Here is a 26909-nt window from a genome sequence, read left to right as displayed (position 1 = left end):
CCGAGCCGTAGGCGGCAGCTTGTTGAGACCCGTCATGGTCGGGATGCGAGTCGATTTGTCGCGGGCGAATCAGAGCCACCACAGGATTTAATGCGCCATCGACGGCCCGGCTGCGAGCCGGCCTGTGGAGGTGCACAGGGTCCGGCGCATGGATCGCCCTGTGCTGCGCGTGCACGTGTCGTTCGAAGCGACACAGAACCGGCCCCCAACATCTGCTCGAGGCCTACGCCCGGCTTGTGCCAACCATCCGGCGCACGAGCCAGCGGCCGGAACGTCCCCCGGGCCGATCATCGAAGGTGATGAGCGTGATAGCGAGATCGGGAGGTGAGCAACGACCGAGACGCGCTGTGCACTTTATGCGCGGGTGTCGAGCGAGGCCCAGACGCGCGACAACACGATTGCCAGTCAGGTCACGGCGTTGCACGAACGCATTGCCGCCGATGGCTTCGTGCTTGAGCCAGGTCACAGCTACCAGGATGACGGTAACAGCGGTTCGATCCTGCTTCGCTCGGCGCTGGAGCGGCTGAGGGATGCGGTTGCCAGTGGCCATGTCGAGCGTCTCTACGTCCATGCTCCCGATCGGCTCCCCCGCCGCTACGCCCATCAGGCGCTGCTGATCGACGAGTTCCGTCGTTCCGGTGTGGAGATCGTGTTCCTGAACCGCCCCATCGGTGGCACGGCTGAAGATGTTGTATGTTCCAGCCGAAATCGTATTCGCCGGTCTGCAGCACCGCACGGGCGGCAGCGAGTGCGTCGCCGCCGCCCTTGAAGTTAACGTCGGCAAAGTGAGGCTTGTCCGGATCGCGGTAGTTCGGGTTGGCCTTGAACTCTATCGAGTCGTTCGGCTTGAACGAGGTGACGACGTACGGCCCGGTTCCGATCGGGTTGAAATTGGCTTCGGTGCAGGTCGGCGCTTTCTCACCCTGGCAGTCGGCGAACTGCTTCGCCTGGATAATCGGAGAAACCGTGGAGACGAAGGGGCCGTAGGGCACGGGCGTAGGGTCCTTGAACGTGACCTCCACCGTCAGATCGTCGAGTGCCTCGACCTTGTCCACGCCTTTGAAAAGATTGAGAAATGCCCAGCCGAACTTGGGGTCCATGCAGTAGTTGGCGGTGAAGACCACGTCCCTGGCGGTGACAGGCGATCCGTCGGACCATTTGAGGCCGGGCTTCAGCTTCCAGGTGATGGACTTGAGGTCCTTCGAGACGCCGCCGTTCGCTACGATCGGTATGTCCTGGGCCAGCCGCGGGAAAAGCTTGCCGTCCTGGTCGAAGCCGGCCAGCCGCTCGAGAACCAGCGAGGCGGCAGTGTAGTCCTTTTCGCCTCCCGAGAGGTAGGGGTTCATGGTCGACGCTGCCTGCCAGAACAGGATGTTGACAGTGCCGTCGGGTGCCGCGAGCGGCAAGGGCCGACGTTGCGGCGAGAACTGCGACGGCGCCTGTTAGCAGGAATGACTTCAATCTCAACATGCTTCTTGCTCCCAATTCGTTGAACGATGGCCCGGCGGATCCCGGCCCTGTCATGCCCATCCTCATCCCTTCCCGTCGGGAAACGTGGACAGTTTGGCGGGCTTCCCTCCTCCGAGGGGTTCCGCGCCAATTCCCGTTACTCGGCCCGGTGGCAGGCGACCCCCCGGTCGCCGATCATTTTTCGCCAAGCTTGTTGCTCTTCCGCGCACCGGTCGAAGGCAATCGGGCAGCGTGTCCTAAAACGGCATCCGGAGGGCGGGTTGGCTGGGCTCGGAACGTCGCCTTTGAGGACGACTCGCTCGCGCCTGCGTTCGACTTCCGGATCGGGCACCGGCACGGCCGACAGGAGCGCCTTTGAATAGGGATGGATCGGATCGGTGTAGATCAGGCGGCTCAGCGCGAGTTCCACCACCTTGCCCAGATACATGACCGCGACGTCGTCGCACAGGTGACGAACCATCGAGAGGTCGTGACTGATGAAGAGGTATGTTAGCGAGAACTGCTCCTGCAGGTCTTTGAGGAGATTGACCACCTGGGCCTGGATGGACACGTCGAGGGCGGCGATCGGCTCGTCGCAGACAATCAAATCCGGATTGAGCGCGAGCGCCCTCGCAATGCCTATACGTTGGCGCTGGCCGCCCGAAAATTCGTGTGGGTAGCGGTTGGCGAACTGTGGATTAAGGCCGACGGAATCGAGAAGCTCGCGAATCCGCTTTTGCTTCTCCTTGCCTTTCAGCACACCATGTTCATTCAGCGGTTCGGCGATGATCGAGCTGACGGTCATGCGCGGGTTGAGGCACGCCTGCGTATCCTGGAACATCATTCGCATGCGCGGACGAATCCGGCGCAATTTGTTGCCCTTTAGATGCATGATGTCCTCGCCATCAAACACGATGCGGCCACCAGTAGTGTCGCAAAGGCGCAAGATGGCACGCCCAGTCGTCGACTTACCGCAGCCACTCTCGCCCACAAGCCCAAGCGTCCGCCCGCGCCTGACCTTCAAAATTCACTCCGTCTAGCGCTCGGATGGCGCCAACTTGGCGCCCGAATACACCTTGGTACGTTGGGAAGTGCAAGCTCAGGTCACTGACAGTGAGCAGTACATCATCATGGCCTGCCTTTGCCTCTTTGGTGAAGACGTTCGGATCAGACGTCATCGCGTGGCCTCCCCCTAGCTATAGCTATGTCCCACCAGCACGCGGCTTCGTGGCCTTCGCTCACAGGCATCAACGGAGGCTTTTCGTTCCGACACCGGTCAAAAACGCGCGGGCATCTGGGCGCGAACGGGCAACTTGTCGAGAAGGCAATCAGATGCGGCGGCTGACCGCCGACACTCTTCAGTCGCTCCTGTCCCGCCATGTCGGCTCGGGGCAACGTCTCCAGAAGCGCGTGGGTATAGGGATGCCGGGGATTTGCGTAGAGGTCGTCGACAGCAGCGCACTCGACAACGAGACCGGCGTACATGACCATGACCCGATCGGCGATCCCGGCTACCACGCCGAGATCATGTGTGATCCAGATGATGCTCAAGCCATTTTTCTGGCGCAGCTTCTTGACGAGATCCAAGATCTGGGCCTGGATCGTCACGTCGAGCGCGGTCGTGGGCTCGTCGGCGAGGAGCACTTTTGGCTCGCAAGCGAGCGCGATGGCGATCATCACCCGCTGACGCATACGCCGGAGAACTGGTGGGGATAGTCGTTTATCCTGTCCTGTGGCGAGGGGATGCCAACATGAGACAGGAGCTCGATCGCACGTTTGCGCGCCTCGCCCCGACTGAGACTGAGATGCTCGCGCAACGGCTCCATCAGTTGATAGCCGACCGTGAAAACCGGGTTGAGTGATGTCATCGGGTCCTGGAAGACGAACCCGACCTCGCCGCCCCGAACCTTTCGCATTTCTTCCGCGCCGAGTGACAAGAGATGATCCCGTTGCCCGACACGCACCCTTCCCGACACGATTTCCGCAGGCGGGGTCGGCAGGAGCTTCATGAGTGACATCATCGTGACGCTTTTGCCCGACCCGCTTTCGCCCACTACGCCCAGAAGCTCACCGCGATTAAGGTGGAAACTTACGCCGTTGACCGCGTAGATTATGCTTCCGCGAGACCGAAAGACCGTCTGAAGATCCGAGACCTGCAAGATGGGCTTCGAAGTCCCGGCTCGCACCGATGTTTCCAAACCGGCTGTTTCCTTCATCGGCGTGCTCTTGTTCCCAGTCAGTATGAATGTTGGCACTCCATCCTTTGGTATCATGCTGTTGAATGCATCTTCACCGATGTCATCGGTGCTGATATTAATGACACCGATGCGGGCTGCCGCAGGTAACGGGTTAGTCTCTGACTCGAATACGGCGGTAGAAGGGTGCTGATCCATTTCACTCTCTCGGTAGTGGCGGCAGCGTTGATAGGTAGAGTGCTTCAGTGCTAAACAATAAAAAGGGTTGGTCCTCATCAATAACTCTTTGCCGTCCGGGCATGCCGCAGTTTCCTCACCCTGCAGGGAAACTGTCCGCGTTTTTCTGTGTCTCAGTCTTGGTCAGCGGAATCCGCAGTCGCACCTTGCCGGCGATCTCCAGCTCGATCATCGCTGGGGGCGCGTCTGGCACCGAAGCGGCGACAGGCTCATCGGAACCACGACAACTTCGGCAAAACCCCGTCTCGCGGGCTCTCACTGTCCTGCACCACTTATAGATCGGACTGGTCGCGACATCGTCCGACGCGCCACCGCCACTTTGGTCCCAGGCGGATGCCACGGCCAGTATCAGCACTGGTTCTCTTCACTCCAACGACGGCGACGCGCCGGCCCGGTAAATAACTTCAGATGGCTGATGCTGTGCTGCTAACTACGCTCGCAAGGACGACCTTAAGAGCGTAGATTCATTACATAGATCAACAGGTTACGTCAAAACATCTCCGGATATTTTGTTTTTCCTGAAGATGCAGACGTTGTCCTTGCCGACACCTTGCTCGATCTCCGTCCAGCCATTACCGCTGTAGAATGGCCGAAGCGGAGGAGTACAATATAGATAAAGTGCTCGCCGACCTGCGTTGAACGCACGCATTTCGGCAGCTTCAAGGAGACGTGATCCTATTCGATGTCTGCGAAACTCTGGTTCGACCCAGACTTCAGCAACCCAAGGAGTTAAATTTGACCTTTCAGGTAAATCCGATGTCACAACTGATGTGGTCCCGACAAACTTATCACGACGGTGCGCAACCAAGGTAAACTCGGCCTCAGATGCCAGTATGTCAATGAATTTTTGCACAACATCCTGGGATTCCAAACCTTCGCGCATCCTCCATGCATTCCAAATTCGGCCGGCTATTGCTTCCAACAAATCTGGCTTCTGTAATAGATCAACTATATCGATGGGTAAACTCATAATTATTTCTCCATTCTTAATGTCTTACACAGAATTCGTCTCGCACAATTTATTTTGCTTAATAATGCCCCCACATTGACTTATTCTACATGTCAGTGCACCTGCCAATTGCGCTGAACCAGCATGGTTGCTACCATTTTAAAGCGAGCACCGATACTACGGCATATGGTAGTTGACGCATTCGCTCATAGCCAACGTGAGGTTGGGGGCGCTGTCATGGCAGGGCAAAATCCAGGCACCTAGCTCATACTATTGCGTTATAAATTGCGAGCCTGACGCGGACTGTCCATTGCCCTATGCAGCACGAACATTGTTGCAGACGGTTGGCCAGGGCAACAGTCAGGGCGTCGGTGAGGGTTGGGATCGAGGTCGACGTGCCCTCTGGTCGGATCGGAGGATCCGCGGGGTCGACAACCGTCGGGAAGACCAGGTGTTCGGCGGCCCTGGGCGCGAGTTAGAGTTGAGCGGGAATCGTCTCCCTCAGAGAGACCAAGAAACCATAGGCGGCCATACAGAGGCTGGCGTGGGGGTGGAAGCCCCGCCACCCTCGGGCCTTCGTAGGGGCCCACCCCAATCCGTTCCCGATAGTCTGTCGATCCGCCAACGCAGCTTGGCGGCGTCAGCCAACTGGGTGACGCCGGCCGGCCGGCAAATTGGAGAGCCAATACTTGGTTGGCCCTGAATAGTGGCTAAGGCGTCGATATCCCGAACCCGTGAAGACGGGTGGAAGCATCCGATTTCGCCGTTGTCGGCTGGAATACTTGCAGGTACCAGGCAAGCCAAAGAGCGAGAACCGTAAGGATCAGGCGCAGATTTTGGCCTGCGGCGACGAGCGGCGCATTGATCGCATCGCCAGCATGGCCGAGGAGGAAGTTGCGGTCCAGTCGGCCGTCGGTCTTCATGTGACCGATGGTGGCCTCGATGGCCGATCGTCCTTTCAGTTCCCGACACATGGTGGCCGTCAGGCCACGCTTGCGGCCGGCGATCATCACCGATCCCGAGCCGGGCATAGTCGTGGCCGCGATAGCCCTTGTCGACGTAGATGCGGTCCGGATCGACGCCGCCGATCTCAATCGCCTGATCGACCGTTGCTGCGAGCGTATGGCCATCATACGGACTACCCTCGAACGCCTTGGCCGTCATCACGAGGCCCTCGCGGTTCGTTGCCGCGATCCCGACCTTGCAGCCGAATTCGTAAGCGAAGGCGCTTGAGTTCGCGACGCATCCGGCGGAAGTGCCGGGCATGCGCATAGCGACCCGCCCGCACGCCGCTGCCTTTGCCAACCGCGTTTGACTGTAAGCGGTGCGCCAAGGCACCTTGCAAGATGCCGATGAACATGGAGGTTTCGGGCCATGACATTGGAACATGCAACGGGCGATATGGTCGCCGAGTTAAGCGGCGCCGCGGCGGCCGAAGGTCTTAAACGGTGCCCGGGCGCGTGCGGCAACGAAGGCTGTGGAGTTGCACTGAGAAGCGCGCGTTGGTCGACCTGGCGAGCGCGGCGGGGTCGTCGGTGACCGAGGTCGCGGAAGCGTTCGGCGTAGCTCCGTCACAGCTCTATGCGTGGCGCAAGCAGATGGCCGGCGGGGAACTCGATGCCGATCAGGCGATGGCGACCTTCGCGCGCATCGACGTGAGCGATCTGCCGGATGTCGAACGCCCCGTCGCCGATTGCCCGGACCCGGCCGGCAGGATCGTCGTGGCCTTTGCGAGCGGCACGCGATTGCGGATCGACGGGATCGTCGATCCGACAGCACTGCGCATCGTCCTGGCGGAGTTGACCAGGTGATCACGGTGGTGCCGACCGACCGGATTTACCTGTGCTGCGGCGCGACCGACATGCGTCGCGGGATCAACAGCCTGGCGCGGATCGTGCAGCAGGTGCTCGCGCTCGACCCGCACACCGGCGCGATCTTCTGCTTCCGTGGACACAAGGGTCATATCATCAAGATTCTGTCGCACTACGGCCAGGGTGCTTGCCTATTAAGCGGCTGACCGATGGTTGTTTTGCCTGGCCAACCACCAAGGATCAGGTCGCCGTGTCGCTCACCAAGGCGCAGCTTTCGCTGCTTTTGGACGGGATCGATTGGCGCCGGCCGAGCAAGATTTATCGACCCGTTTGGCTGGCTGATTTTGATGTTCTTATTGATTTTGTGTTGATTCTTCTTCCGTGACGAGGGTCTTTCGGGTATAGGTTTTGGGTGTCGGAACAAGCTCCCTCAACCGCTGATTTCTTCGCTCGGATCGCCCTTCTGGAGGCGGCCGTTTCTGCCCGTGACATCACCATCGCCGAACGGGATGAGCAGCTTCGAAGAGAGCGCGCCGAGGCCGCACTTCGCATCCAGCGCCTGCAGCTGCGGATCGATCGCTTCAACCGCAAGGCCTTCGGCCGCTCCTCCGAGAAGCTGGGCCAGATGCGGCTCGAACTCGAAGATCTCGAGACAGATTTCGCCGCCAGCGTGCCCGATCTCGAGCTGGCCATCGTTGCTGACACCGACAAGGTCCGGGTGTTGCCGGTGCGTAAGCTCAATCCCAACCTGCCGCGCAAGCGGGCCGTTCGCGAGCCGTCTTGCGCATGTTGCCCGGGCTGCGGCGGCGATCTGCGCGGCATGGGCGAAGATAGCGACGAGATGCTCGATCTGGTTGCCCAGGCCTGGCAGGTGATGGAGACCATTCGACCCAAGTACAGCTGCCGGACCTGCGATAAAATCATCCAGGCCATAGCTGAGCTTACCGCGTGCAATGGCCTTGGCTGGCGCTGGCGTGGGGTTATCATCTGCCCTTCTACCGTCAGGCACAGATGATGGCCGCCAAGGGCGTCGATATCGAGCGATCCACCCTTGCGCGCAGCGCCGGCTACGCCGCCGCCTTGCTCGACCCGATCTACAACCGCATCCGTGAGATCGGCCGTACCCGCACCAAAGATTCATACCGACGACACGCGGCTTCCGATCCTGGCGCCCGGCAACGGCAAGACCCACAAGGGCGCGCTCTGGGTTTACGTCGTCGACGACCGCAATTCGGGTTCGCAGGAGCCGCCGATCGCCTGGTATTGCGCCACCATGGGCCGCGCCGGCGAGAGCGTGTTGACCGAGCTCGCCGGATTTGCCGGCACGCTCCAGGCCGACGGTTTCAGCGGCTGTAACCAGCTCTACAAGGGCGGCGCCATTCGAGAAGCTGCGTGCCTGGCCCATCTGCGTCGCAAGATATTCGACGTTCACGACAGCCAGCCGACCGAGCTCAGCACGACGGCGATGGCCAGTATCCAGGCGATCTACCGGATCGAGGAAGAGATACGGGGACTCCCGCCCGCCGAGAGATTGGCCGCACGACGAAGTCGGACCCGACCACTGGTCCGGACGCTGCGACGACAGCTCACGCGCCAGGGCAACGGTTTGTCGCGCCATGCCGATATCGCGAAGGCCTTCGCCTATGGCACCAGACGATGCGCGCGTTCAATCGCTTCCTCTACGATGGCCAGCTCGAGCCCGACAACCTGATCGCGGAGCGGGCGATTCGTGGATTTACAGTCGGCAGGCGCAATTGGCTTTTCTCGGGCAGCTTCGCCGCGGCAGAGCGGTCAGCGGTCGTGCTCAGCATCATTGAGACGTGCAAGCTTTGCGGCGTCGATGCCGAAGCCTACATGGCCGACGTCACCGAGCGGATCCAGAATGATTGGCCAGCCTCGCGCTGGGACGAACTGATGCCGTGGAATTGGGTGCGCCGCGAAAAGATGCAGCTCTCCTTGGCGGCATGAGCGCGCTCGATGACATGGCGCTGTCGGACGAGGCGCTCGAGGCCTGGATGGCTGCCAAGACCAACCGCCCGCTGGTGCGGACCATGTCGGCGCTCGTAACGGCGGCGGTCACCGGGCCGCGCTACCCGGACCCGCTAGACTGGATGTGCCTGCTCATGGGGTTGCGGCGCGACGTCCTGGCCAAAGGGTCTGCAACCGATCACGCCGTGTTTGCCAGCGTCGCCAGGATCCACAACCGGATCAACGAGACGCTCTTCGACAGACCACAGGATTATGCGCCCCGATTCGCAACCAAGCCCAGCGGCAGCATCGACCCCCGGCCGTGGTGCCAGGGGTTCTACGCGGTCATGAATCTCAACATCAAAAGCTGGAGACGGCTACTCGACCTCGAGAACCCCAACCACGGCCTGCTGCTGCCGATCCTGATCTACTGCGTCGACAAAAAGGAGAGGCCCGTCCTCGGCAAGCCCAGGCCGGGGCCCGAGACCGCGCATTTCATCGAACACGAGGCCTACAAAGACATCGCCTCGTCATCCCCGCCCTACGCGAACTCCACTACGTCACCCGTTATGACGACCCGGAGTGATCGGCGCCGGCGCGCGGACCAACGACCGACCCGGCAAAGACACATCAGCAGCGGTTTCAGGAAAGGTGCCTCGGCGCACCGCTTACGTTTGACTCTGCCTGATCACGATGCCGTACCGCTTGGCCGTTGGCCTGACGCATCAGGATCTGGATTGCCTTGAGGTAGAGCCGGTTGTCGGTGGGGTGGGCGATCGCCTTCGGCTGCACCGTCGTGTCGACGGTGATCCGCTCCAGCGAACCGGGCTTCGCAGTCCCCGTCTCGAGTGCGACGTCGACGCTTGCCTTCAGCATTTCCTCTAGCACCTCGGGCCCGATCCGCTTGCGCCAGCCCTCATCGTGCTGGCATCGATCGGCTGCTCGTGCTGGAGGAACTCGAAGCCGCAGAAAAACTGTGGAGTGGGAAGCGCTCGAGCGCTCCGCTTCCCCGAACCGTACGTGCGGTAGAGTAGGGGCAGAGCGCCGTGCAGCGTTGCTGCTGTCGGTTTCTCGGCCCACCGGGTCACCGGAGGCGGTCACCGCCCCCGGTTCCCACAGAACGTGGCGTGCGGAGCTACCGCACCACGCTCTTCGGCAGTTGGTTCACAGCACCGCGAGTGCCTGCAGTTCCCTATGCGGGAGCCGCAGTTTGGGTCGCAGTAGCGGGTTCCGTTCTTTGATCTGGTTGAAAGTGCCCCAACTGAGGCGACCGCCATCACGGCTGCGGCTGCATAGCATTCTGCGCCAGTAACGCTCCACGACCTGGTACACCTTGATCAGCGACCGGAGATTTCCCGGGACGCCGTAATAGGCATAGTGGCCGCGCAGGACGCGGTTTATTTCCGCTACCTGATCACTGATTTTATAATGCTGTATTCGCCGCATCAGCTCCCGCAGAGACAGAAGGCTGCGCTTTAGCCGAGATTTCTCGGTGCGCATCCCAACCTTGAAGTTGCCTTTCGGTTATGCGTGCAGTACAGCGTCAGACCCAGAAAGTAGATGGTTTCCGGGCGATTTCTGCCGCGCTTGCCCGCGTGTCGCTGCGCGAACCGACCAAACTCGACCAACTTGGTCTTGGTCGGCTCCAGGCTGAGGCCAAACTTCCCCAACCGTTGATGTAGGGCTTCCTGAACGCGGAGGGCATCTTCGCGATATTGGAACAGATCACAAAGTCATCGATGTAGCGCACCAGTTTGGCTTCGCCCCGCAATCGGTCTTTCACGATGCGCTCGAACCACAGGTCGAGCACATAATGCAGATACACATTGCTGAGCAACACACTGATCGAACCCCCTTGCGGAGTCCCCTCTTCGCTCGATTGGACCACACCGTCCTCCAGAACGCCCGCCTTCAACCAGCGCCTGACCAGACTGATCAGGCGCGGATCCCCGACTCGATGTTCAACGAACCGGAGCACCCACTCATGTGAGAGACTCCCGAAGAAATTCTTCAAATCCGCCTCCAGCACCCAACTGATCTTGCCGCCAGCGATGACCTCGTTGAGGGTCGCCAGTGCATGGTGGGCGCTGAGCTTTGGTCGTCCGCCAAAGGAACAGGGCAAGAAGTCCTGCTCGTAGATGGCCGACAGCACCTCGGCTGTGCTGCGCTGGAGGGCCCGGTCCGCGATGGTCGGCACCCCTATGGGGCGCTGCTCCGTCTTGCCGAGCTTCGGGATGTAAACGCGCCGGACCGCCGGCGCGCGATACCGCTGTCGGTGGACGGACTGGAGCATTGGCTCAATCCATCCTTCAAAGCTTTCCTTCGCCGCTTTCGTCTGACCATCCACCCCGGCAGCCGAGTGGTTCGGAATCTTCAACAAATTCCTCTGCACCCGGTCGCGCGTGATGTGATGGGCAAGCGATGTAAACGGAGCTTCAGCTCACACCGAGCTTTCGCTGCTATTTGTTAAAGGTTCGTTTCCATGGTCAGCTAATCTTCTCTTTGCATAGAAGGCCGTGACTCCCATTGGATGGAGCCCATGTTGCCCAAGAACAATTCACCTACCGCTGACCGCTTCCCCATGTGGCCGGCTCTCCCGTCCTCAAAGTACTATCAGTCAGTCTGACTTCCACCCGATCATCGGACCCTCCTCACCTCCGCGGCTTGTCAGGTCCTGCAAGCTTGCGCTTGAACCGGATGGATCTCCCTTGACGTTGCCCCTTTGGCTTAATCCGGTTTGAAGTTCGCTCTGGCCCAACGTGAGGACCAGAGAATGAAGCGCAGCCGTTTCAGTGAAGAGCAGATCATCGGGATTTTGAAGGAGCACGAGGCCGGAGTTTCGGTGGCCGATCTGTGCCGCAAGCACGGGGTCAGCGACGCCAGCATCTACAAATGGAAGGCGAAGTATGGCGGCATGGATGTGTCGGAAGCGAAGCGGCTGAAGACGCTGGAGGATGAGAACGCTCGTCTGAAGCGGCTCCTGGCGGACGCCATGCTCGACAATGCCGCTTTGAAGGATCTTCTCGGAAAAAATGTATGGTCCGCCCCGTCCGTGCAAGGGTTCGCGACCTCGTCGATGACGATTCCAGTTGCATAAATGTATCCGGCCTCTCGCGAGCGGGCTGCTGTTGCAGCCAGGCCATGATGAGATCCGCGCACACCGTTCCCAAGGCAAGCAGAAGCTCCTCGGCATCAGCAAGCGCGGGAACCGCTACGTCCGCAAGCTCCTCGTTCATGGCGCGCGATCCTGCTTCAGACATCTGGATCGAACCCGGGATCGCCTTGGAAGCTGGCTCGACGGGCTGCAGAGCCGAATGCATCCGAACAAGGCCGTTGTCGCACTCGCCGCCAAGATGGCACGTATTGTCTGGGTTGTTCTGACCAAGCCGGGAGCGCTCTACGAACGCCGGGATCCTGCATTCGCCTGACGCACAAGGTGCGCTTGATCCCCGCGCAGTTCGTGAAGCCCTACGCGTCAAGTCGAACAAGACCGACATCATCGATGCGGAGGCGATCGCTGAGGCGGCCACGCGGCCAACAATGCGGTTTGCTGCACTCAAGAGCGAGGAACAAGCCGATCTTCAGGCTTTGCACCGGGTGCGGGACCAGATGATCGGAACGAGAACGCGTCTGATCAATCAGATGAGAGCCTTCTGCCTCGAATACGGGATCGCCCTACGCCAGGGGGCAGGCCTGTTCAAGCTCGACCTGCCGATGGTTCTCAACGATGCGTCGAACGACCTATCGCCGGCGATGCGCAAACTGCTCACGGATCTGTTCGCCGACCTCCACCAGCTAGAGCAGCGCATTCAGGACGTGACAAGGGAGATAGCTGCGATTGCAGATCGAGAAGATGTTGCCCGCCGGCTCATGACGATCCCCGGCATCGGAGCACTGGGCGCCACCGCCCTTCTTGCGGCAGTCGGCAACGGACGCCAGTTCCAGAAGGCCCGCGATCTGGCTGCATGGCTGGGCCTTGTCCGGCGGGAACACTCGACCGGGGGATGCCGTAAGCCCTGTGCAAAAAAGCGGGCTTCGTGCCCGAACCACATGCTGATCCACTGTTTCGTCATCACTATTCCCGAGCCTTGCAATCGAGCCGCAAGCGTGTCCGAGCGCCTGTATCTTCCTCGCAATCCATTGAGATCCGGCGCACTATTCCATGCCAACGATCGCCGGCGCGGCTCGCTCGAAGAATTGTAGCAGCGTGTCACGTCGGAAACGAACCTTTTGAACTGGCACGCCGTCGCTTCCGAGGCCAACGACGTGGAATATGTTCTTACCGATATCGATTCCGTAGACTGCGGCAGGACGCGGCACATTACGTTGTGGCATTGCAACCTCCTTTGACTTGACAGCCTCATGATGCGGCAGGAGGACGAGGCGGACCATCCCATTAATGGTGACGCCCGCTGCCGAGCGAGAGGCCGTCGCGCATCTTCGAACGGCATTCGAGATGAGCGAGCGGCGGGCGTGCAAGACCATCGGCTGCTGCCGGATGACGGTTCGCCACAAGGAGAGCCGTGGCGACGATGGTGACCTGCGGGAGCGGATGAAGGCGATCGCGCATGAGCGCCGGCGCTTCGGCTATCGCCGCCTGCATGTGCTGCTGCGGCGGGAAGGTTATGTGGTCAATCACAAGCGTCTGTTCCGGCTCTATCGCGAGGAGAAGCTTGCCGTTCGGCGCCGTGGCGGTCGCAAGCGAGCCATTGGAACGCGGGCACCGATGATGGTCCCCGTTGCACCCAACGACCGTTGGTCACTGGACTTCGTGTCGGATCAGCTGACCAATGGCCGTCGCTTCCGGATATTGACCGTCGTCGACGACTGCACGCGCGAGTGCCTGGGGTTGGTCGCGGATACGTCTCTGTCCGGCGTGAGGGTTGCCCGCGAACTCGATCGGCTCATGATCGAACGCGGCAAGCCGAAGATGGTGGTCAGTGACAATGGCAGCGAACTGACCAGCAATGCGATCCTTGCCTGGGCCGATGCAAGCCGCGTGGATTGGCATTATATCGCGCCGGACAAGCCAATGCAGAACGGCTTCATCGAGAGCTTCAACGGTCGCCTCCGTGACGAACTGCTGAACGAGATGCTGTTCACCTCATTGGCGCAGGCTCGCGCGGTCTTGGCCAGTTGGCGGGCAGACTACAACTTCAATCGCCCACATTCGCGGCTCGGATGGCAGACCCCTTCGAGTTCGCCCACACCTTCACCCCGCGACGGGACACAGCGCTGCGCACCATGATCAGCTCCGCGCCTGTGCCCGTCGCTCAAACCGCCAGGGCAACAATGATCGCCGGAGCGAACTCAGGATTGGATAAAACTTGGGGGCAACGTCACCCTTGTTCCCGTTGATTCCTTTGGTTGCATGCTGGCGGTACGAACCCCGGGAGCACCTCGGACCACTCGCACTGGCGCGGTCCGCGATTCCGCCTTCCCCTTTGAGAGACAGGGTCGGCTACTCCGATCACGTTCGATTTCGGGGCTATATTCCCGTTCACTTCATTCCGGCCTACAACCTCCCTGTCTACGCTTCGCAACGCCCGTTACCGGACGTCACGCAAGACCCGGTTCGCGGCTGCTCGCTAGGCTTTGCCGCGGCCGCCATCTCAGACGGCAGACTTCAACGCGCTTGCAAGGCGCAACTCTCGCCGAACCGGACGTTAGTCTTTCGATCTCATCCGGCTTTGGCTAGGCCGCACCATTCCGCTAAGAACAACGCCATGGTTTTCGTCACACGCTTGACTGACTCCAAGTCGACTCGCTCATCAAAACCATGCGCCTTTTCCACCGTCGGCCCATAATTTACGCCCCACGTATCTTGGTAAAGGTTGAAATACCGGGTATCTGAGGATGCAGATGTCACCACCTCACGCATCGTCGTGCCGGTAATTTTCGCGTGGGCTCGGCGGAGGATATCTTCCGGGACTTCCGCATGTTTTACGAAATAGCCAGCCGACATGTGTCCAAAGTATTCGATCGCAGGCGGATTGTTGGAAAGGTATGGATCGTCCCGAATCGCGTTTCTAACAGCGTCCTCAATTTCGCGGCGGGCCTCCCCCTGAGTGAAGCCGGGCATCAGCCCAACCCGCACATTCAGCGCTGCACTTGCAGGCACGCTAGATGTCCACTCCCCACCATGGATCTCTCCGATATTGACGCGAACCGGGAAGGGGTGGTCACAGTAGAGGGGAACTTCGCTCTTCCGCTCGTTCCACTTGGCCTCGAGTGCTTTGATATGCGGCCATAGGGCCATTGCCTTCTCAATGGCGTTTGTCCCTACTCCAATAAATCCAGACGCGTGCTCTGGATCGCCTTTAACGGTGATGCGCGCCCATATTAGCCCGACCTCGCCGCGGGTGAACAATTCTCCGCTTGGCTCCGGTATGAAGGCTGCATCGGCGCGATACCCCCGTTGGAGGCAGGCGAGTGTGCCGTTCCCCGTGCTTTCTTCTTCAACGACCGACTGAAAGTGAATTCGACCTTGCGGCGAGTAACCACTATTCCTGACGGCGTCGAAGGCAAAAAGGGTTGCCGCCAGCCCCGATTTCATGTCCCCCGATCCGCGACCATACAACCATTTTCCGTCGATCTTGGGCTGGAATGGACCAAAACGCCACCTATCAGCGGAACCGGTAGGGACTACGTCGACGTGCCCGTTAAAAATGAGCGAGCGCCCTTGTTCTTTCGTCGGGCGATATGTGCCGACTACGTTGAACGCCTGATCATAAGAGGTGACTACCGGACTGAACCCAGGGAGCTCCTTTAGTTGATCGATATCTAGCTTCCATTTATCGACATCGAGTCCACGCCCACGCATCGCGTCAGCCATAAGGTCTTGAGCCGTGGCTTCCTGGCCTCGCAGCGAGGGTATGCCCACCAAAGCTTGTGTAAATTGAACTTGCCGTTCGAAGCCACTATCGACTGCTGCGCAAATGTCCGACACTACTTTATTAGGTAACAAAGCTAGACTCCTCATCGTCGGCCCGAAGCATGGATATTTGTCGGCTGGAAGGTATCGCGGCAGCAGCGCGGTCATCACGCCGTCCCTGTCTTATTTCCTCAAGGCCGTTCCCCAGCGGGTTCAATAAACCGGTTCGCCAGTACTTCTGAGCACGGTCGTATTCGTTCGAATGGTGGCTGCACGATTTTCCGACTTCGGCCAGATCGACGGTGTGCGTAACTGTTGCGAGGTGTAAAACCCCGGCGCAGCATCGAGCAATCTCGGTATTGTGTTCACGGCAACGGCAGCTGTACCAAGTCCACCAAGCTGAGAGATCTGCTCTTTGACTACCAAGTCCACCGAGGGGCTTCCGCTAATGCGGACGCTATCTCCCAAGGGTTCATCTCGATCGTCGGGATCCAGTATGCCGACCATTTCAAAACGGAGCCTTTCGTCGCCCTTAGAAAGGCCAACCACCGACTGGCGGAAGCCGCAAACCCGACCCGGCTCGATTTCGATATATGACGTACGCCGATGGCGCGAAGTAGTGATCGCCGACTTGGTTTGCTGGAGCTCGTCAACTTCAAGACCCATTGAAACTGCGACCATGCCAGCTGTTTCCAAGAGTCCGATATGGCCAATTGTGCCATCTTTGGCTCCCAAAGCGAACTCGGATTCGGTAAGTCCCGCACCAATGTGCTTCATCTCGTCTGGCCCATAGGGAGAAAAGTCGACGATACGCCGTCCATCAACTCGGTTGACTTCCCAGCAGGGCGAGGACGCTGAGATTGGAAGTAGGTCGAGTATAAATCCGGGATTAATACCTACAGCCGTAACGCGTACACCCGCCGCCTTCGCCTGACGATCAATCTCCTCTGCCATGCCTACATTGGAACCAAGTGGGAAGAACAGCTCTTGCGTTATCGTGACAACGTTGATGCCTCTTGCGATTAACGATTCGACAACGGGATATGCCTCGGCTGCGAAAGCGGTCGTCGCATGCAGTGCAACATCGGCCTTCATTTGGTGCGTGGTCTCCGGAGACGACACCTGAATACCGTTGAGGGCCGGTTCCTGAAGGAGGTCGCCAAGATCACGCCCGATTTTGTTTCGATCGTAGTCAATCGCGCCGACTATGGATACGTCACTGCGTCTCGCCAGCAGGCGAAGCATCAACCCACCCATTGCTCCAACGCCATATTGAATAATTCTCATTTTTGGTCTCTCCCAGTAGAAACGGATCGTGTTGGCAATCGGCTATTCGGCAGATTGGGATGCGAGTTGCTAACGAAGAAATTGCTCTATGTAGCCAGCGCCTCGACCGAGCGCTTCGTAGTGACGCGAAGCGGCAGAGAGTTTTGTAAAGACGTCCTCGTATCCCAAAGGCACGCCCTGAGGATCAACGTAGACGTAGCCGCCACTTACATGGAATAGCGTAATCATCTCGCAGCAATCGTTAGGTACGACGAGCGTATGTGTCTCGCCCGGCGGCTCGAAAGCATAGTCGCCAGCCTTGGCGATCCAATCGCGTTCCAGATAATGCCACGTCCCACGAAGTACCATCGCATGAACCGGACCACTGTGGCGATGCCGAGAAAGGACTCCGGATTTGGTGACTCGGAGTAGATTAACGTAATATCCCTCGCTGGCGGAAAGCAGAAGCGGTTTGAACCAGACGCCGTCAGCCTGGGGAACCCACGCATCTTGGTCCGCATCCAGATCTAGGACTCCGGACAAGAACACGTCGGGACGCATGCCCGGCGGTTGGGGCATCTGGTATGGTTGTTTTGAAAAGTCGAGCGCGCTATTCACAGCATGCCTCCTCTTGAGACGAGGCAGGAATGATCGCTGCCTCTATGGGTTATGTTAGGCCTCGATGTTCCAAACCGACGCTGTCATGACTCAACCAATTGAGGCCAGTCGCTTTGGGCTAAGCCGCAATGCCGCGGCGCGGCGATGGCCTTCCAGCTTTTCAGTCGCGCTCTGACGCACAGCTGCCGGAGCAACGGCGGCAACACCACGCTCGTCCAACCACTGGTGCGTGGCGATCTTAACGTAGGAGCCAACCCAAAGACCGCCAGTGTAGCGACCTGCCGCCATGGTCGGCAGGGTGTGGTTCGTACCGCAGCACTTGTCCGAATAGACGACGCTGGCAAGTTCTCCAATGAAGAGCGAGCCGTAGTTTCGAAGCTTTTTAGCGGTTGCCTGCGGATCCCGGGTGTGGACCTGAAGATGCTCAGTAGCGATGTAGTCCGAGTAGGCAACCATCGTGCCTTCGTCTTCCACGACAGTGATCTCTCCATAATCCTTCCATGCAACGCCCGCTACCGGGGCCGTGGGCAGGTCTTCCAACTGCCTTTCGACTTCCTTGAGAACGTCCTCAGCAAGCTTGCGGTCAGTCGTCACGAGCCCAACACGGGTGCGGACGTCGTGCTCGGCCTGCGCCAGAAGATCGGTCGCGATGGTTGCTGCATTGCCGGTTTCGTCGGCCACGATGAAGATTTCGCTCGGGCCAGCGAGCTGGTCGATACCGACCTGACCGAACACTTGCCGCTTTGCTTCATTCACAAACGCGTTGCCCGGGCCGACGATCTTGTCGACTGCCGGAATCGTCTCAGTGCCGTAGGCCATGGCGGCGATCGCCTGCGCTCCGCCAACGCGGAAAATGCGATCTGCCCCGGCAAGGTGGCAACCTGCGATCATAGCAGGGTCAGCATTCGGCGGAAGGCAGGCAATGACCTGATCACAGCCTGCAACCTTGGCCGGGACAATGGTCATGACTGGCGCCGACAGGAGCGGGTAGCGGCCGCCAGGCACATAGCAGCCGACAGTCTCAATCGGTATTACCCGGTGACCGAGATGAAGACCGGGCAGGCTCTCGATCTCAAGCGGCAGGATGGTGCCCAGCTGAGCCTCTGCAAAACGGCGGACGTTGGCAATAGCAAACTCAGTGTCTTCGCGCGTCTGCGGATCGAGATCGGCGACAGCTTTCTGCTTCTCGTCCTCAGTGATTTCAAAGTTGGTGACGTCTGCCTTGTCGAAGGCAAGGGAGTATTCGCGGACCGCGGTGTCCCCTCGCTCGCGAACGTTCGCAATAATGTCCTTCACGGTTTTCTCGACCGGAACCGCGTGCGAGATGGCATCTCGTGAGGGCTCCTTAATCTGAGTAAATTTGCCTTTCAGCGCTTCGATACGTGACGTCATCAAAACCTCTTAACGTGGATGATGCTCCCAGCATCGTGCAATAAATACAATCCGACAATTGCCCAGCTGGCACGCGTTCAATATACTCACCACATGGTCAGCTACCCGGATCCTCTTGGTATTGGTTTGATTGAGGGGACAGCATGCTCTCTAAACAACTATTCAAGGAACTGACGAATGCCAAAGATTGGCAGCAAACTGCGCGAACTGCGTCGCCGACGGGACCTTAGCGTCAGAGCGTTGGCGGCTCGTTCGGGAATATCTCATTCTACAATATCTCTCATTGAGCGCGATCGAATGAGCCCTTCGGTCGACACTTTGGGTGCTGTTCTGGACGCGCTTGGAACGACGCTTACGGGCTTCTTTTCCGATCTACAGTCAAGCCTCCCGTATTCCCCATTCTATATGTCGGCCAACCTGGTAGAAATCGGAAAGGTCGACACAATCTCCTATCGCGTGATCGGCTTGGATCACCCGAACCGCCAACTGCTGATGTTGCACGAACGATACGCACCGGGCGCGGACAGCGGCGAGGAATTCACCCATACAGCGCAGGAAGCTGGCATGGTTTTGTCCGGCATGGTGGAGGTCACAGTGGGAAACCAGAGACGAGTTCTCAATCCGGGAGACGGATACTATTTTGATAGCCGGTTGCCGCATCGATTTCGAAACGTTCACAACGGCCATAGCGAAATCGTGAGCGCTATAACGCCACCCACTTACTGACTATCCGATCGTGGGCAAGCCTGGTGAGTATAATAACCAACGTCGCGAAACAGCTGCCCAATTACAAGAAAACGCGTATTTCATATTAAATGCCGAACTCAGAGCTGGCTTGGGGAATCTGGACAGAACGATAAGTGGATTTTCCGCCTGACAACGGCAACGTGGTTGCCGCGAATCAGGAGAGACCATGACGAAGCGCACGCGCCGGAACCACACACCGGCTTTCGGCGATCAACGAAGCATTCGATGCCGAGGCCGGCGCTTTGCCATAGGTCGAAGCAACTCCTGCGTGACCAGGTCCTTGCCGCGGGCGCGCATCCCCTCTTTGATGTAGTCGCGGGAGATGACGAGGTCCTGACCGTCCTCGGCGACGCCGCGGACGATGATGTGGACGTGCGGATGCTGGGTGTTCCAATGATCGACGGCGACCCAGTCGAGTTTCGTCCCGAGGTCCTTCTCCATTTGCCCGACCAGTTCGCGGGCGTAGCCCCTGAGGTCGGAGAGCTCGGCGGCATCCTCGGGTGAGACGATGAAGCGGAAATGATGCCGGTCGCCCTGGCACCGCTCCGCAAAGGCCTTTGGGTCGGCGTCCTCGGTCTCGAGGCCGAACAGGCGCGCCTTCTCGCCATCCCTTGTGACGCCCTCGCGGCGGAGATAACCGAGATGGGCGGCGAGCGGCGCCGGGCGTGCCGTGTGGCGGACGACGCGCGTCTTGATCGTGACCAGACGCGAGCGGCCAGTCAGCAGGCGGTTGGCCGGCACGCTGGCGACGCGACCACGCCCGAACGTGGAGCGCTTCCCGCTTCTGAGCATGCCCTGTCGCGAGATGCCGCCGCCGGCCCGCTGGGCGGCGGCGAGCGCCTGCGCGATGAAGGGCTTCGCCCGCTGAGCGCGGGCGGAGCGGATGCGGCCCGGGCGTGGCTGAAAGTCGTTCTCCTCAGCCATCACCGGCCTCGGCAATGTGCGAAAAGAGAAGTATCGGCAATAGGATGTGTTGAGGCGCACATTGCACGCCGAAGCCACACATTGCCGGATCCGTGAAAAACAGAAGCAAAAAATACCGACCGCCCGAGCCGCACATTGCGGCCTTTTATCTGGCCCCGGCAGTCAGGACACTGTTTTCGATTGGATTGTCATTTCCCGCAGGCTTGAACTTGGCTTGGAACAGTCGAACTATGTTGGCAAAGCTTCCGTTGTCACACCAATTTGTCGTGGTCCGTTTAAAATTTTGAATTTCGACCCGATTGAGTTTCTCACTTTTGTCAAACCCGAACAGTGCGGAGAAACCCAAGGCCTCGCCGTTTATGGTGAGGCCGAGGTAGCTTGGAAGATCGATGAAATTCCAGCTTTTGCCGTGGGGCCGTGTGTATGTGCCCAAGGCGAAGCCTGATGTTCTGGCGGCCTGCTCGAGACTCGGTCGGTCAACTCCGAATACGAACGGGAACGGTCCGGGGAGTGCAGGTTCGGAGGCTATGGCAGATGGCGAAGATCCGCAGCCAAGAGTGAGCGTGGTAGCGATTAGTGCAGAGTAACAGGTTAATTTCTGCGTTTGCTTGGAAAGCATGGTCCCACTCCAACACCAGATCCGACTTAGATATCAGCGTATCTCATGTTCCGACACACGGCGCTATTCGAAGTTGCTCGCTGATTTTTCGAGCGCTCTCGCTGCGAGAAGATTGTCAGGAGGCGCTAGATGAAAGCGTAGGTATGGGCGGTCGAAGGAATATCCCGATCGCTCCCCTGGCCTCGAAGGCTTTATTGCGTTGATTTTATTGCTTTTCCTAGACATAAATCTGAAGTCGTACCGCATCCAGCGCTTCCTCCCCCATCAGGGTTGCATGACCGTCGAAGTCGTTCTTCTTCACCTGCTGCCCGACACGTCTACAGCCAGGTTCCCGCCGCAACGCCTCCGACACCAGTTTATCGTCGTGACGTCTTATGTCGCTTTTTGGTTGAGCGAGCCGACTTTTGTGGCGCAACCTTGCCAAGGACATCCGCGATTGCGCTTCGGGACGGCGAGAAGAAATACCCTCCAGCGGTTGGGTATACCCATTCCACCCCTTTGGGCGTATCAACACGAACCTGATCGCTTCCAACGATCATAAAGCGGGACGAGCGGGCGATGTCCCCTGCCCAATGATCAAGTCTTCGCCCGATTTTCCGGTGAGCTGAGGCGTAGGTTTGCCCTCGTCGTTTGCCCAGAACGATTGCAGGAATTCGAACTGGTCGCGAATAGATGCCTGATAGCCGAGGAACAGCAGTCCGCGGTCACCATCAGCAGGATCAACTTCGCTGGCGATAGGTAGCGGATCACCGAATGGAATGCCGCGCCGCAGAATGCGCCTGATGAGGGAATTGACCTCGCCTCCCTGGTCTGTCGCCAGCGCCCGTGGATTGACCTTCCTTATGTGTGATGCCGCAGGACATAACTCGCCCGACGGGTCACCTATCGCTGGCGGGAAGCCATCGGCGGCAGTGCCAGCACTGAGAAAGTCGAAATCGTTGTTGGCGCCTAACGTCCTGGCAAGACGCTCGTCGTCCTTGGCCGAGGCACGAAGAAGCGGAGCTCCGCTGCGCCATCTGCCGACCACCATAGCTCCAAAATGCTCCGGGGTGAGGCCTGAATATTCCGGGCGCGACGACAGCTCACGCGCGGTCCTGCTCAAGAAACGATTGAACGCAGGGACGTCCTGGTTGAGCCTACGGTAGACAAGGAAGGATCCATTCCTGGCCCAAAGCGGCCCGATTGGAGGAACGCCAACAACCACGTCATTGGCCTGGTTACCAAGCGGCCAAGGCGCAGCCGCATTCCGACCGCTGGCTACGCTCTGCCTGGGATAGCCCAGCACGAACTCGCCAGGACATATCAGGGGGCGCCCGGGAGAGGCAAATTCGATGGTGGTGCCGGCAGGGCTTGAGCCATCGCGCGGCGCCAAATAGTCGCCAATACCGGGGGATAGGCGGCCACGCACCGCCGGCTGAGACACGCCGTCTTTGAACCCAAAATGCTCCCGCCCGGGAGGAAAAGACCCCGGGGCCCCAGTGCGGCCGAGGTCGCGGCCGTAATCTATGTGCATCTCGACAAGACCGGCCTGCTCTTCCAGCGCCCGCTCGCTCGCCAGCCTGTCCAGCAGATCCTCTTCCCGATCAGCTGCAACAATCAGAAGGATGTCAGGAATCTTTCCAGAGGCACCAAAAATCTATTTGGAGATGTGCCCGCGCACATTTGGATCCATAGGGTCTCCAAGCCTTCCGACCGCTGCAGCCATTCCACCGGCGAAGACCGGATCGAACTGGGTAGCATCGGGAACTAACCGGAGAAGGGCCGGATAGGAGAGCGCGATATTCATCCAGATTGACGACAGGTTGCCAGGGTCCGCCCCGGAGGTGCCGCCCGCAAATGCTCTGAACTTCTTTTTGAACGATGCGACTTCGTCAAGCCACGTCAGACGCGCGGCACAATCATGCAGCCAGGATCGCGTCGAGACAAGATCGTTCTCGGCCATCCGCAGAAACATGAAGACCTGCAGGTCCTTGTTGAAGCCGCCGAGGACGTTTCCCTGAATTTCCTCAAATCGGCATCTTACTGGGACAGGATTTGCATCTGCTGACCTCGCTCGGGAAGTCCCTTCAACAGACGAATTCGGTTGCAGCGCTGTATTGACGGTAGCGCTCTCCCGACTCGAACCCCCGAATAAGCGGTTCGATCATGCTTGCATCACTGTATGTCCAGGGCCGTCAACTTCCTTCATGAGCGCGCGAAATTCAGCTGGAGGCGCAAGGCAGAAAGTTCGAAAAGCTTCCAGGAACCCCAGCGCGCGCGCCGCCGGAACCTGGCCGAGAATGATGGCGGAGCCGGCAGCAACGAAATTGATGGTGACGCCGGAGACAATCTGGCCGCCCCAATGGGTGATCGAGGCGAAACTGTGCACCAGCGCGAACAATGACGGCGGTGAACCGCGGCCGCCCAGGCGCCGCAACCGCCAGGCAGGCGAGCAGCAACGGCCCGGAGAACACCTTGCTCGGCGGCGATGGTGCGGGTCGCATCCCGCACCGCCATCATGACGGCGCCCGCCGAAGTGAGCATGGCGACTAATCGGACAGCAGGCACAGCATTCAATCCCCGAAGGCGTCAGTCTACGTTCGTAAGAGACATATGGCGCGGCGCGAGCGCTGCGGCTGTACGACAGACGAAAGCGGTTCTCAATCCGAGGCGATGCCGTTCTTGATCCGTGTGAGGCGGCTTTCGCCTTCCTCCGGGCCGAAGCAGCTTTCGACATCATTGCATTCCCGGCAACTGGGCGCGCTGCACAGCGAAAAACCTTCGGCCTCGCAGAGCTTGCGGTAGAAGTATTTCTTCCATTTCATGTTTTGGGTGTTGCCGGCCGCCAGCGTCGGAAAATGCGAGGCGAGCAGGCGGCCGAGCTCGGTCCGATTAAAAAGCCCAAGCTCCTGCCAGAGGTGGTCATTGCGCATGGCACGCCGGGCGATGATCCTGGCGAAGCGGGCGCTCGTCGGGTCGCCAGGACGGGCATGCGCCAACAGCAGTCCATGCAGCAGTTCTTCCTCCAGATCCGGCTCGGGCTCGCTCACCTCTTTCAAGGCAAACGCGTTGATAGGAATAGCAGGAAAACAGCGGGACAGGACATCGCGCAGCTCGGCGCGCGAAAGTCCGGTTGCCTCCGTCACAGTCGCCTCGCCGGCCTCGATCTCCTCGAGCGCACGTGAAAGCACACAGGCAAGCACATGCTGATCCAGCTCGATCTGCGGCGATTGGCCGGTGCTGAGCCGGGCATAATGTTGAGCAAATATGGTGCGTTCTCCTGGTTTGTCCCTATCAATTCATGCAGAGACCCGGCCTGCCGCAACATGGGTCGGGCAGTTCTTCGGATACGCAGTCGCGGATCGCCTCGCGGTCGAGTAGTTCGGCAATTTTCGTCTGTTGCATCGGCTCTGTCGCAAATTCTGTGATTGGCAGAGGCGTTTCGCGAGCCCCCGCCCTGCCGTTTGCGCCTCTTGGGGAACACTGGCGCCGGAAATGCCCCCGCAGAGTTGGACGTGGACCGTGCAGGACAAACGCCGCGTGCTGAGTGCGGCCACATGGTCGGCCCCATTCAAGCCGCCAGACTCACGGTTGAATGACGTCTGGTTCAGAGCGTCAGAGAGTGAGTTCCAGCGCACGTTCAGGACAGGATCGCGCGCCTCGCGATGCAGGCAGCTCCTCCCCTTCCGCAACTTCAATGTCACCGGCCAGGATGTAGCCCTCGTCATCAAGCTTGAAGATGTCCGGCGCTTGCGCCGCGCATCGCGCGTGACCCTGGCATTTGGCCTTTTGGACGATGATGCGCATGGCGCTGCCTCCATTGTCTGTGCCCCGGCTCGGGGCGGGCCTAAGACCAGTCCAGGATCAAATTTTCGATCCCGAACACATGGCCGCCAGAAGTTATCGGTGCCGTACCCTGCTTGATCCGGAAAGCCGGGATGCGCGCCAGCCACTCCTCCAGGCCAATGACAATCTCCCGCCGGGCAAGGTGTGAGCCAAGGCAACGGTGGGGACCATAGCCAAACGCTGCGTGGCGGTTATTCTCCCGCTCCAAATCGATAGCGTTGGGGCATTCGAATTCCGCCGGGTCACGATTGGCAATCATGGTGGCGCAGGAAACATAGTCCCCCTCCCGGATCGGCGCGCCTTCGAAGTCGATATCTTTCGTAGCCACGCGGATCAACTGAATGGGCGGATAGGCCCGCAGCAATTCTTCGGTTGCGAGCGGGATGCGGTCCGGTTCGCTCCGCAGCAATTGCTGATCTTTGAGGTTGCGCGCGAGGTACGCCAAGTCAAAGCCTATAGCTGCTGCGACCGTGTCGAGCCCAGCGACGAAGACAAGCACGCCGATGCCGCGGACTTGGGTGTCCGTCAGCCGGCGGCCCTCGACCTGTGCCTGCACGATGAAGGTCATGAAATCGTCAACCGCCTCCTGGCGGCGCATGGCTGCAAGTTCGTCGATGAATGCCACGATCGTCCGGGCAGCCATAGGTCGTTCCTTATCGTCGCCGTGGAGCAGATCTTTCCCCCAGCCGACGAATGTATCGAGTCGGTCATCGGGCAACCCCAGAAAGCGAAGAAAGGTGCTCACCGCGAAAGGAAATGCAAAATCCTTCATCACGTCGCAGCTTGTGCCCGACGCGGCGATCCTTTCGATCAGCTCGACCGCCCGTTCGCGGACAGCCGGTTCCAAAGCCAACACCCGCTTTGGCGAAAGCAGCGGATTGAGCAGTGAGCGAAAGACGCCATGGGCCGGTGGATCGAGCTCAAGCGGGATCGTCGGCCAGTTTTCACCCAGTATGGAGGAGAAGATGCTGCGATGGCTGGAAAAAGTCTCTGCGTCCTGCAGCACCCTCCGCTGGTCCGCGGCACGGGTGATGACCCATGTACCCCGGCCATCTTGCGTGTTGTAGCGGGAGTAAAAGATCGGAGGCCCGTCATGTACGCAAGCGACAGCTGCGTGTGGATCCCCGTTGGGTGTTGGCGGCATCCCTGGCGATGTAAACAGGCTGAAGTCCCTCACCATTTCGGGCGGGACATGATCTGGAACGGGGTTGGTTGCCATTTTGCTTTCTCTACATTGGCGTTCATGGCTCGATCGAGATTGCACCGCTGTTCATAAAGTCGACATCCAGCATGGGTGCGTCTCGTGTCGGGCGCCTTCGAGATTCTGTCGCCCGATCAGCCCACTGCCAGCGCGGATGAGATCGGTTGCGAAGTCAATCAAAAGGCATCTCCGCCGCGCTGCGGTCATGAAGCAAAGCCGCCGCTTATCCCCGATAGGGTTGAGAGGTGGTCAATCACCGCTGAGCTCTGTGACGCACTGCTGATGCCCTGCTGATCAAATCGTCGAAGCAAGTCGCGTGCCGGATAGGCATACCCATGGCGCTGCACCAAGCAATGCCAGCCTGCACTGGGCCCGCCGCTGGGATCACCTGTCCATCATTGTTAGGACAACGTCCGACAACCGACATCCGTGGTCGGTTTTGTCGAGTCCGCGACATCAAGCTGTTCGGCTTGGCTGCTGCTGCACAGCCTTCCGGTCGACGAGCGAGGAGATCGCTCGCACGGCCCGGATTGAGCAACGACGCGATCCAGCGCAAGGATCGACTGCGGTCCGACAAGACCCGACGGCGCTTGCGCGCGATGATCGGAATATCAACAAGGTCGAGCCGCGCTTCGGTTCGGCGTTGATGGCGTATGCATTTTATCGCTCGCAGGCGCTGCAAGGATTTTCGGTCAGACGGCGATGCACTCGTGCGCACCTCCGGCCGGCGACCAGCTTGACTGTATCGGTGCGGTCCATTCCGGCGTGCATCACCTGACCGTGCGCATCCCCTACGACGGCAAGCCTTTCCGCTCATGGACCTAAATTTCCTCG

20 protein-coding genes and 15 pseudogenes are annotated in these 26909 nt (G+C 59.5%); 14 read left to right on the top strand and 21 right to left on the bottom strand.

Translation table 11 applies throughout. The features are described 5' to 3' along the window. Window positions 1-364 precede the first annotated feature (364 nt). A complete protein-coding gene (locus AC3CB8_RS09280; RefSeq protein ID WP_352727211.1) occupies window positions 365-769 on the top strand; it encodes a recombinase family protein in 405 nt (134 codons plus the stop codon). On the opposite strand, the pseudogene AC3CB8_RS09275 reads toward AC3CB8_RS09280, so the two are convergent. The 6 genes and pseudogenes from AC3CB8_RS09275 to AC3CB8_RS09250 all read right to left on the bottom strand — a co-directional run. Further along, window positions 753-1346, bottom strand: a pseudogene (locus AC3CB8_RS09275) (ABC transporter substrate-binding protein); the annotation flags it as partial. The gene AC3CB8_RS09280 and the pseudogene AC3CB8_RS09275 overlap by 17 nt on opposite strands. 260 nt (window positions 1347-1606) lie before the next feature. Beyond that, window positions 1607-2627 (bottom strand): annotated as a pseudogene (locus AC3CB8_RS09270) (ABC transporter ATP-binding protein). Then, window positions 2617-3665 (bottom strand): annotated as a pseudogene (locus tag AC3CB8_RS09265) (ABC transporter ATP-binding protein). The pseudogenes AC3CB8_RS09270 and AC3CB8_RS09265 overlap by 11 nt, the downstream one beginning before the upstream one ends. A gap of 700 nt (window positions 3666-4365) precedes the next feature. After that, window positions 4366-4851 (bottom strand): GNAT family N-acetyltransferase, encoded by a 486-nt coding sequence (locus AC3CB8_RS09260; protein ID WP_352727201.1) that lies wholly within the window; start codon window positions 4849-4851, stop codon window positions 4366-4368. Window positions 4852-5329: 478 nt separating this feature from the next. Further along, a pseudogene (locus AC3CB8_RS09255) lies at window positions 5330-5533 on the bottom strand (IS701 family transposase); the annotation flags it as partial. Window positions 5534-5540: 7 nt separating this feature from the next. Continuing rightward, window positions 5541-6147: pseudogene (locus tag AC3CB8_RS09250) on the bottom strand (transposase family protein); the annotation flags it as partial. Window positions 6148-6332: 185 nt separating this feature from the next. On the opposite strand from AC3CB8_RS09250, the gene AC3CB8_RS09245 reads away from it, so the two are divergent. The 6 genes and pseudogenes from AC3CB8_RS09245 (at window position 6333) to AC3CB8_RS09220 (ending at window position 9355) form a co-directional block, all read left to right on the top strand. Beyond that, window positions 6333-6641 (top strand): transposase, encoded by a 309-nt coding sequence (locus AC3CB8_RS09245; protein WP_352727199.1) that lies wholly within the window; start codon window positions 6333-6335, stop codon window positions 6639-6641. 50 nt (window positions 6642-6691) lie between these two features. Continuing rightward, a pseudogene (gene tnpB / locus AC3CB8_RS09240) lies at window positions 6692-7026 on the top strand (IS66 family insertion sequence element accessory protein TnpB). A gap of 27 nt (window positions 7027-7053) precedes the next feature. Next, the gene (locus AC3CB8_RS09235; protein WP_352727196.1) at window positions 7054-7656 is read left to right on the top strand and encodes an IS66 family transposase zinc-finger binding domain-containing protein; all 603 of its coding nucleotides are present in this window, start codon (window positions 7054-7056) and stop codon (window positions 7654-7656) included. 93 nt (window positions 7657-7749) lie between these two features. Beyond that, window positions 7750-8369 (top strand): annotated as a pseudogene (locus tag AC3CB8_RS09230) (IS66 family transposase); the annotation flags it as partial. A gap of 72 nt (window positions 8370-8441) precedes the next feature. Continuing rightward, window positions 8442-8609 carry a transposase domain-containing protein gene (locus AC3CB8_RS09225; protein ID WP_352727209.1) on the top strand — a complete coding sequence of 56 codons (168 nt, stop codon included), beginning with the start codon at window positions 8442-8444 and terminating at the stop codon, window positions 8607-8609. Then, window positions 8606-9355: a UPF0149 family protein gene (locus tag AC3CB8_RS09220; RefSeq protein ID WP_435053115.1), complete on the top strand. Its 750-nt coding sequence runs from the start codon at window positions 8606-8608 to the stop codon at window positions 9353-9355. Before AC3CB8_RS09225 ends, AC3CB8_RS09220 begins: the two co-directional genes overlap by 4 nt. Here AC3CB8_RS09220 and AC3CB8_RS09215 read toward each other — a convergent pair. The 3 genes and pseudogenes from AC3CB8_RS09215 to AC3CB8_RS09205 all read right to left on the bottom strand — a co-directional run. Further along, window positions 9300-9595, bottom strand: a pseudogene (locus AC3CB8_RS09215) (IS5/IS1182 family transposase); the annotation flags it as partial. The gene AC3CB8_RS09220 and the pseudogene AC3CB8_RS09215 overlap by 56 nt on opposite strands. A gap of 178 nt (window positions 9596-9773) precedes the next feature. Further along, window positions 9774-10109 carry a group II intron maturase-specific domain-containing protein gene (locus AC3CB8_RS09210; RefSeq protein WP_352727194.1) on the bottom strand — a complete coding sequence of 112 codons (336 nt, stop codon included), beginning with the start codon at window positions 10107-10109 and terminating at the stop codon, window positions 9774-9776. 43 nt (window positions 10110-10152) lie between these two features. Beyond that, window positions 10153-10986: a reverse transcriptase domain-containing protein gene (locus AC3CB8_RS09205; RefSeq protein ID WP_488377282.1), complete on the bottom strand. Its 834-nt coding sequence runs from the start codon at window positions 10984-10986 to the stop codon at window positions 10153-10155. Between the two features lie 396 nt (window positions 10987-11382). Here AC3CB8_RS09205 and AC3CB8_RS09200 point away from each other — a divergent pair. The 3 genes and pseudogenes from AC3CB8_RS09200 to AC3CB8_RS09190 all read left to right on the top strand — a co-directional run. Next, window positions 11383-11646: pseudogene (locus tag AC3CB8_RS09200) on the top strand (transposase); the annotation flags it as partial. Window positions 11647-11698: 52 nt separating this feature from the next. Then, entirely contained in the window at window positions 11699-12037 is a 339-nt protein-coding gene (locus AC3CB8_RS09195; protein ID WP_488377281.1) for a transposase, read from the top strand. Next, window positions 12034-12623 (top strand): annotated as a pseudogene (locus tag AC3CB8_RS09190) (IS110 family RNA-guided transposase); the annotation flags it as partial. The gene AC3CB8_RS09195 and the pseudogene AC3CB8_RS09190, both read left to right, overlap by 4 nt. A gap of 144 nt (window positions 12624-12767) precedes the next feature. Here the strand turns inward: AC3CB8_RS09190 and AC3CB8_RS09185 are convergent. Then, window positions 12768-12944 (bottom strand): annotated as a pseudogene (locus tag AC3CB8_RS09185) (IS110 family transposase); the annotation flags it as partial. 64 nt (window positions 12945-13008) lie between these two features. Here AC3CB8_RS09185 and AC3CB8_RS09180 point away from each other — a divergent pair. Further along, a pseudogene (locus tag AC3CB8_RS09180) lies at window positions 13009-13857 on the top strand (IS3 family transposase); the annotation flags it as partial. Window positions 13858-14289: 432 nt separating this feature from the next. On the opposite strand, the gene AC3CB8_RS09175 reads toward AC3CB8_RS09180, so the two are convergent. The 4 genes from AC3CB8_RS09175 to hisD all read right to left on the bottom strand — a co-directional run bounded on the left by AC3CB8_RS09175 (window position 14290) and on the right by hisD (window position 18759). Further along, window positions 14290-15651, bottom strand: a complete 1362-nt coding sequence (locus AC3CB8_RS09175) for an ArgE/DapE family deacylase (RefSeq protein WP_352726881.1) — start codon at window positions 15649-15651, stop codon at window positions 14290-14292. Between the two features lie 45 nt (window positions 15652-15696). Beyond that, the gene (locus AC3CB8_RS09170; protein WP_352726883.1) at window positions 15697-16770 is read right to left on the bottom strand and encodes an NAD(P)H-dependent amine dehydrogenase family protein; all 1074 of its coding nucleotides are present in this window, start codon (window positions 16768-16770) and stop codon (window positions 15697-15699) included. A gap of 69 nt (window positions 16771-16839) precedes the next feature. Next, window positions 16840-17310, bottom strand: a complete 471-nt coding sequence (locus AC3CB8_RS09165; RefSeq protein ID WP_352726921.1) for a 2,4'-dihydroxyacetophenone dioxygenase family protein — start codon at window positions 17308-17310, stop codon at window positions 16840-16842. Between the two features lie 147 nt (window positions 17311-17457). Further along, the gene (gene hisD, locus AC3CB8_RS09160; protein ID WP_352726885.1) at window positions 17458-18759 is read right to left on the bottom strand and encodes a histidinol dehydrogenase; all 1302 of its coding nucleotides are present in this window, start codon (window positions 18757-18759) and stop codon (window positions 17458-17460) included. Window positions 18760-18936: 177 nt separating this feature from the next. Here hisD and AC3CB8_RS09155 point away from each other — a divergent pair, with 177 nt between their 5' ends. Further along, window positions 18937-19485 (top strand): cupin domain-containing protein, encoded by a 549-nt coding sequence (locus AC3CB8_RS09155; protein WP_352726887.1) that lies wholly within the window; start codon window positions 18937-18939, stop codon window positions 19483-19485. A 279-nt stretch (window positions 19486-19764) separates the two neighbouring features. Here AC3CB8_RS09155 and AC3CB8_RS09150 read toward each other — a convergent pair. Continuing rightward, window positions 19765-20430, bottom strand: a pseudogene (locus AC3CB8_RS09150) (relaxase/mobilization nuclease domain-containing protein); the annotation flags it as partial. A gap of 61 nt (window positions 20431-20491) precedes the next feature. Here AC3CB8_RS09150 and AC3CB8_RS09145 point away from each other — a divergent pair. Next, window positions 20492-20875, top strand: coding sequence for a hypothetical protein (locus tag AC3CB8_RS09145; RefSeq protein WP_352726889.1), 384 nt, complete (start codon window positions 20492-20494; stop codon window positions 20873-20875). A 709-nt stretch (window positions 20876-21584) separates the two neighbouring features. Here the strand turns inward: AC3CB8_RS09145 and AC3CB8_RS09140 are convergent. From AC3CB8_RS09140 to AC3CB8_RS09115, 6 genes and pseudogenes are all read right to left on the bottom strand, one after another. After that, window positions 21585-22562, bottom strand: a complete 978-nt coding sequence (locus AC3CB8_RS09140) for a Dyp-type peroxidase (protein ID WP_352726891.1) — start codon at window positions 22560-22562, stop codon at window positions 21585-21587. 123 nt (window positions 22563-22685) lie between these two features. After that, window positions 22686-23051, bottom strand: coding sequence for a hypothetical protein (locus AC3CB8_RS09135; RefSeq protein ID WP_488377369.1), 366 nt, complete (start codon window positions 23049-23051; stop codon window positions 22686-22688). A gap of 186 nt (window positions 23052-23237) precedes the next feature. Beyond that, window positions 23238-23426, bottom strand: a pseudogene (locus AC3CB8_RS09130) (ABC transporter permease); the annotation flags it as partial. A gap of 262 nt (window positions 23427-23688) precedes the next feature. Beyond that, window positions 23689-24297: a nitrogen fixation protein NifQ gene (locus tag AC3CB8_RS09125; protein ID WP_023770877.1), complete on the bottom strand. Its 609-nt coding sequence runs from the start codon at window positions 24295-24297 to the stop codon at window positions 23689-23691. Window positions 24298-24643: 346 nt separating this feature from the next. Then, window positions 24644-24835: a ferredoxin gene (locus AC3CB8_RS09120; RefSeq protein WP_352726893.1), complete on the bottom strand. Its 192-nt coding sequence runs from the start codon at window positions 24833-24835 to the stop codon at window positions 24644-24646. 40 nt (window positions 24836-24875) lie between these two features. Beyond that, window positions 24876-26093, bottom strand: a complete 1218-nt coding sequence (locus AC3CB8_RS09115; protein WP_352726895.1) for a cytochrome P450 — start codon at window positions 26091-26093, stop codon at window positions 24876-24878. A 421-nt stretch (window positions 26094-26514) separates the two neighbouring features. Here AC3CB8_RS09115 and AC3CB8_RS09110 point away from each other — a divergent pair. Further along, a pseudogene (locus AC3CB8_RS09110) lies at window positions 26515-26900 on the top strand (hypothetical protein). Window positions 26901-26909: the final 9 nt, after the last annotated feature.

The sequence above is a fragment of the Mesorhizobium sp. P160927 genome, from assembly GCF_057766385.1.
The sequence above is the reverse complement of the archived record's forward strand: the minus strand, read 5'-3'. Positions and strand labels throughout refer to the sequence as shown.

What these genes read in the sequence shown, in the direction of transcription:
- AC3CB8_RS09260 (WP_352727201.1), bottom strand. Translation starts at nt 4,851, where the DNA reads ATGAGTTTACCCATCGATATAGTTGATCTATTACAGAAGCCAGATTTG.
- AC3CB8_RS09220 (WP_435053115.1), top strand. Translation starts at nt 8,606, where the DNA reads ATGAGCGCGCTCGATGACATGGCGCTGTCGGACGAGGCGCTCGAGGCC.
- AC3CB8_RS09210 (WP_352727194.1), bottom strand. Translation starts at nt 10,109, where the DNA reads ATGCGCACCGAGAAATCTCGGCTAAAGCGCAGCCTTCTGTCTCTGCGG.
- AC3CB8_RS09175 (WP_352726881.1), bottom strand. Translation starts at nt 15,651, where the DNA reads ATGACCGCGCTGCTGCCGCGATACCTTCCAGCCGACAAATATCCATGC.
- AC3CB8_RS09170 (WP_352726883.1), bottom strand. Translation starts at nt 16,770, where the DNA reads ATGAGAATTATTCAATATGGCGTTGGAGCAATGGGTGGGTTGATGCTT.
- AC3CB8_RS09165 (WP_352726921.1), bottom strand. Translation starts at nt 17,310, where the DNA reads ATGCGTCCCGACGTGTTCTTGTCCGGAGTCCTAGATCTGGATGCGGAC.
- hisD (WP_352726885.1), bottom strand. Translation starts at nt 18,759, where the DNA reads ATGACGTCACGTATCGAAGCGCTGAAAGGCAAATTTACTCAGATTAAG.
- AC3CB8_RS09155 (WP_352726887.1), top strand. Translation starts at nt 18,937, where the DNA reads ATGCCAAAGATTGGCAGCAAACTGCGCGAACTGCGTCGCCGACGGGAC.
- AC3CB8_RS09140 (WP_352726891.1), bottom strand. Translation starts at nt 22,562, where the DNA reads ATGCACATAGATTACGGCCGCGACCTCGGCCGCACTGGGGCCCCGGGG.
- AC3CB8_RS09120 (WP_352726893.1), bottom strand. Translation starts at nt 24,835, where the DNA reads ATGCGCATCATCGTCCAAAAGGCCAAATGCCAGGGTCACGCGCGATGC.
- AC3CB8_RS09115 (WP_352726895.1), bottom strand. Translation starts at nt 26,093, where the DNA reads ATGGCAACCAACCCCGTTCCAGATCATGTCCCGCCCGAAATGGTGAGG.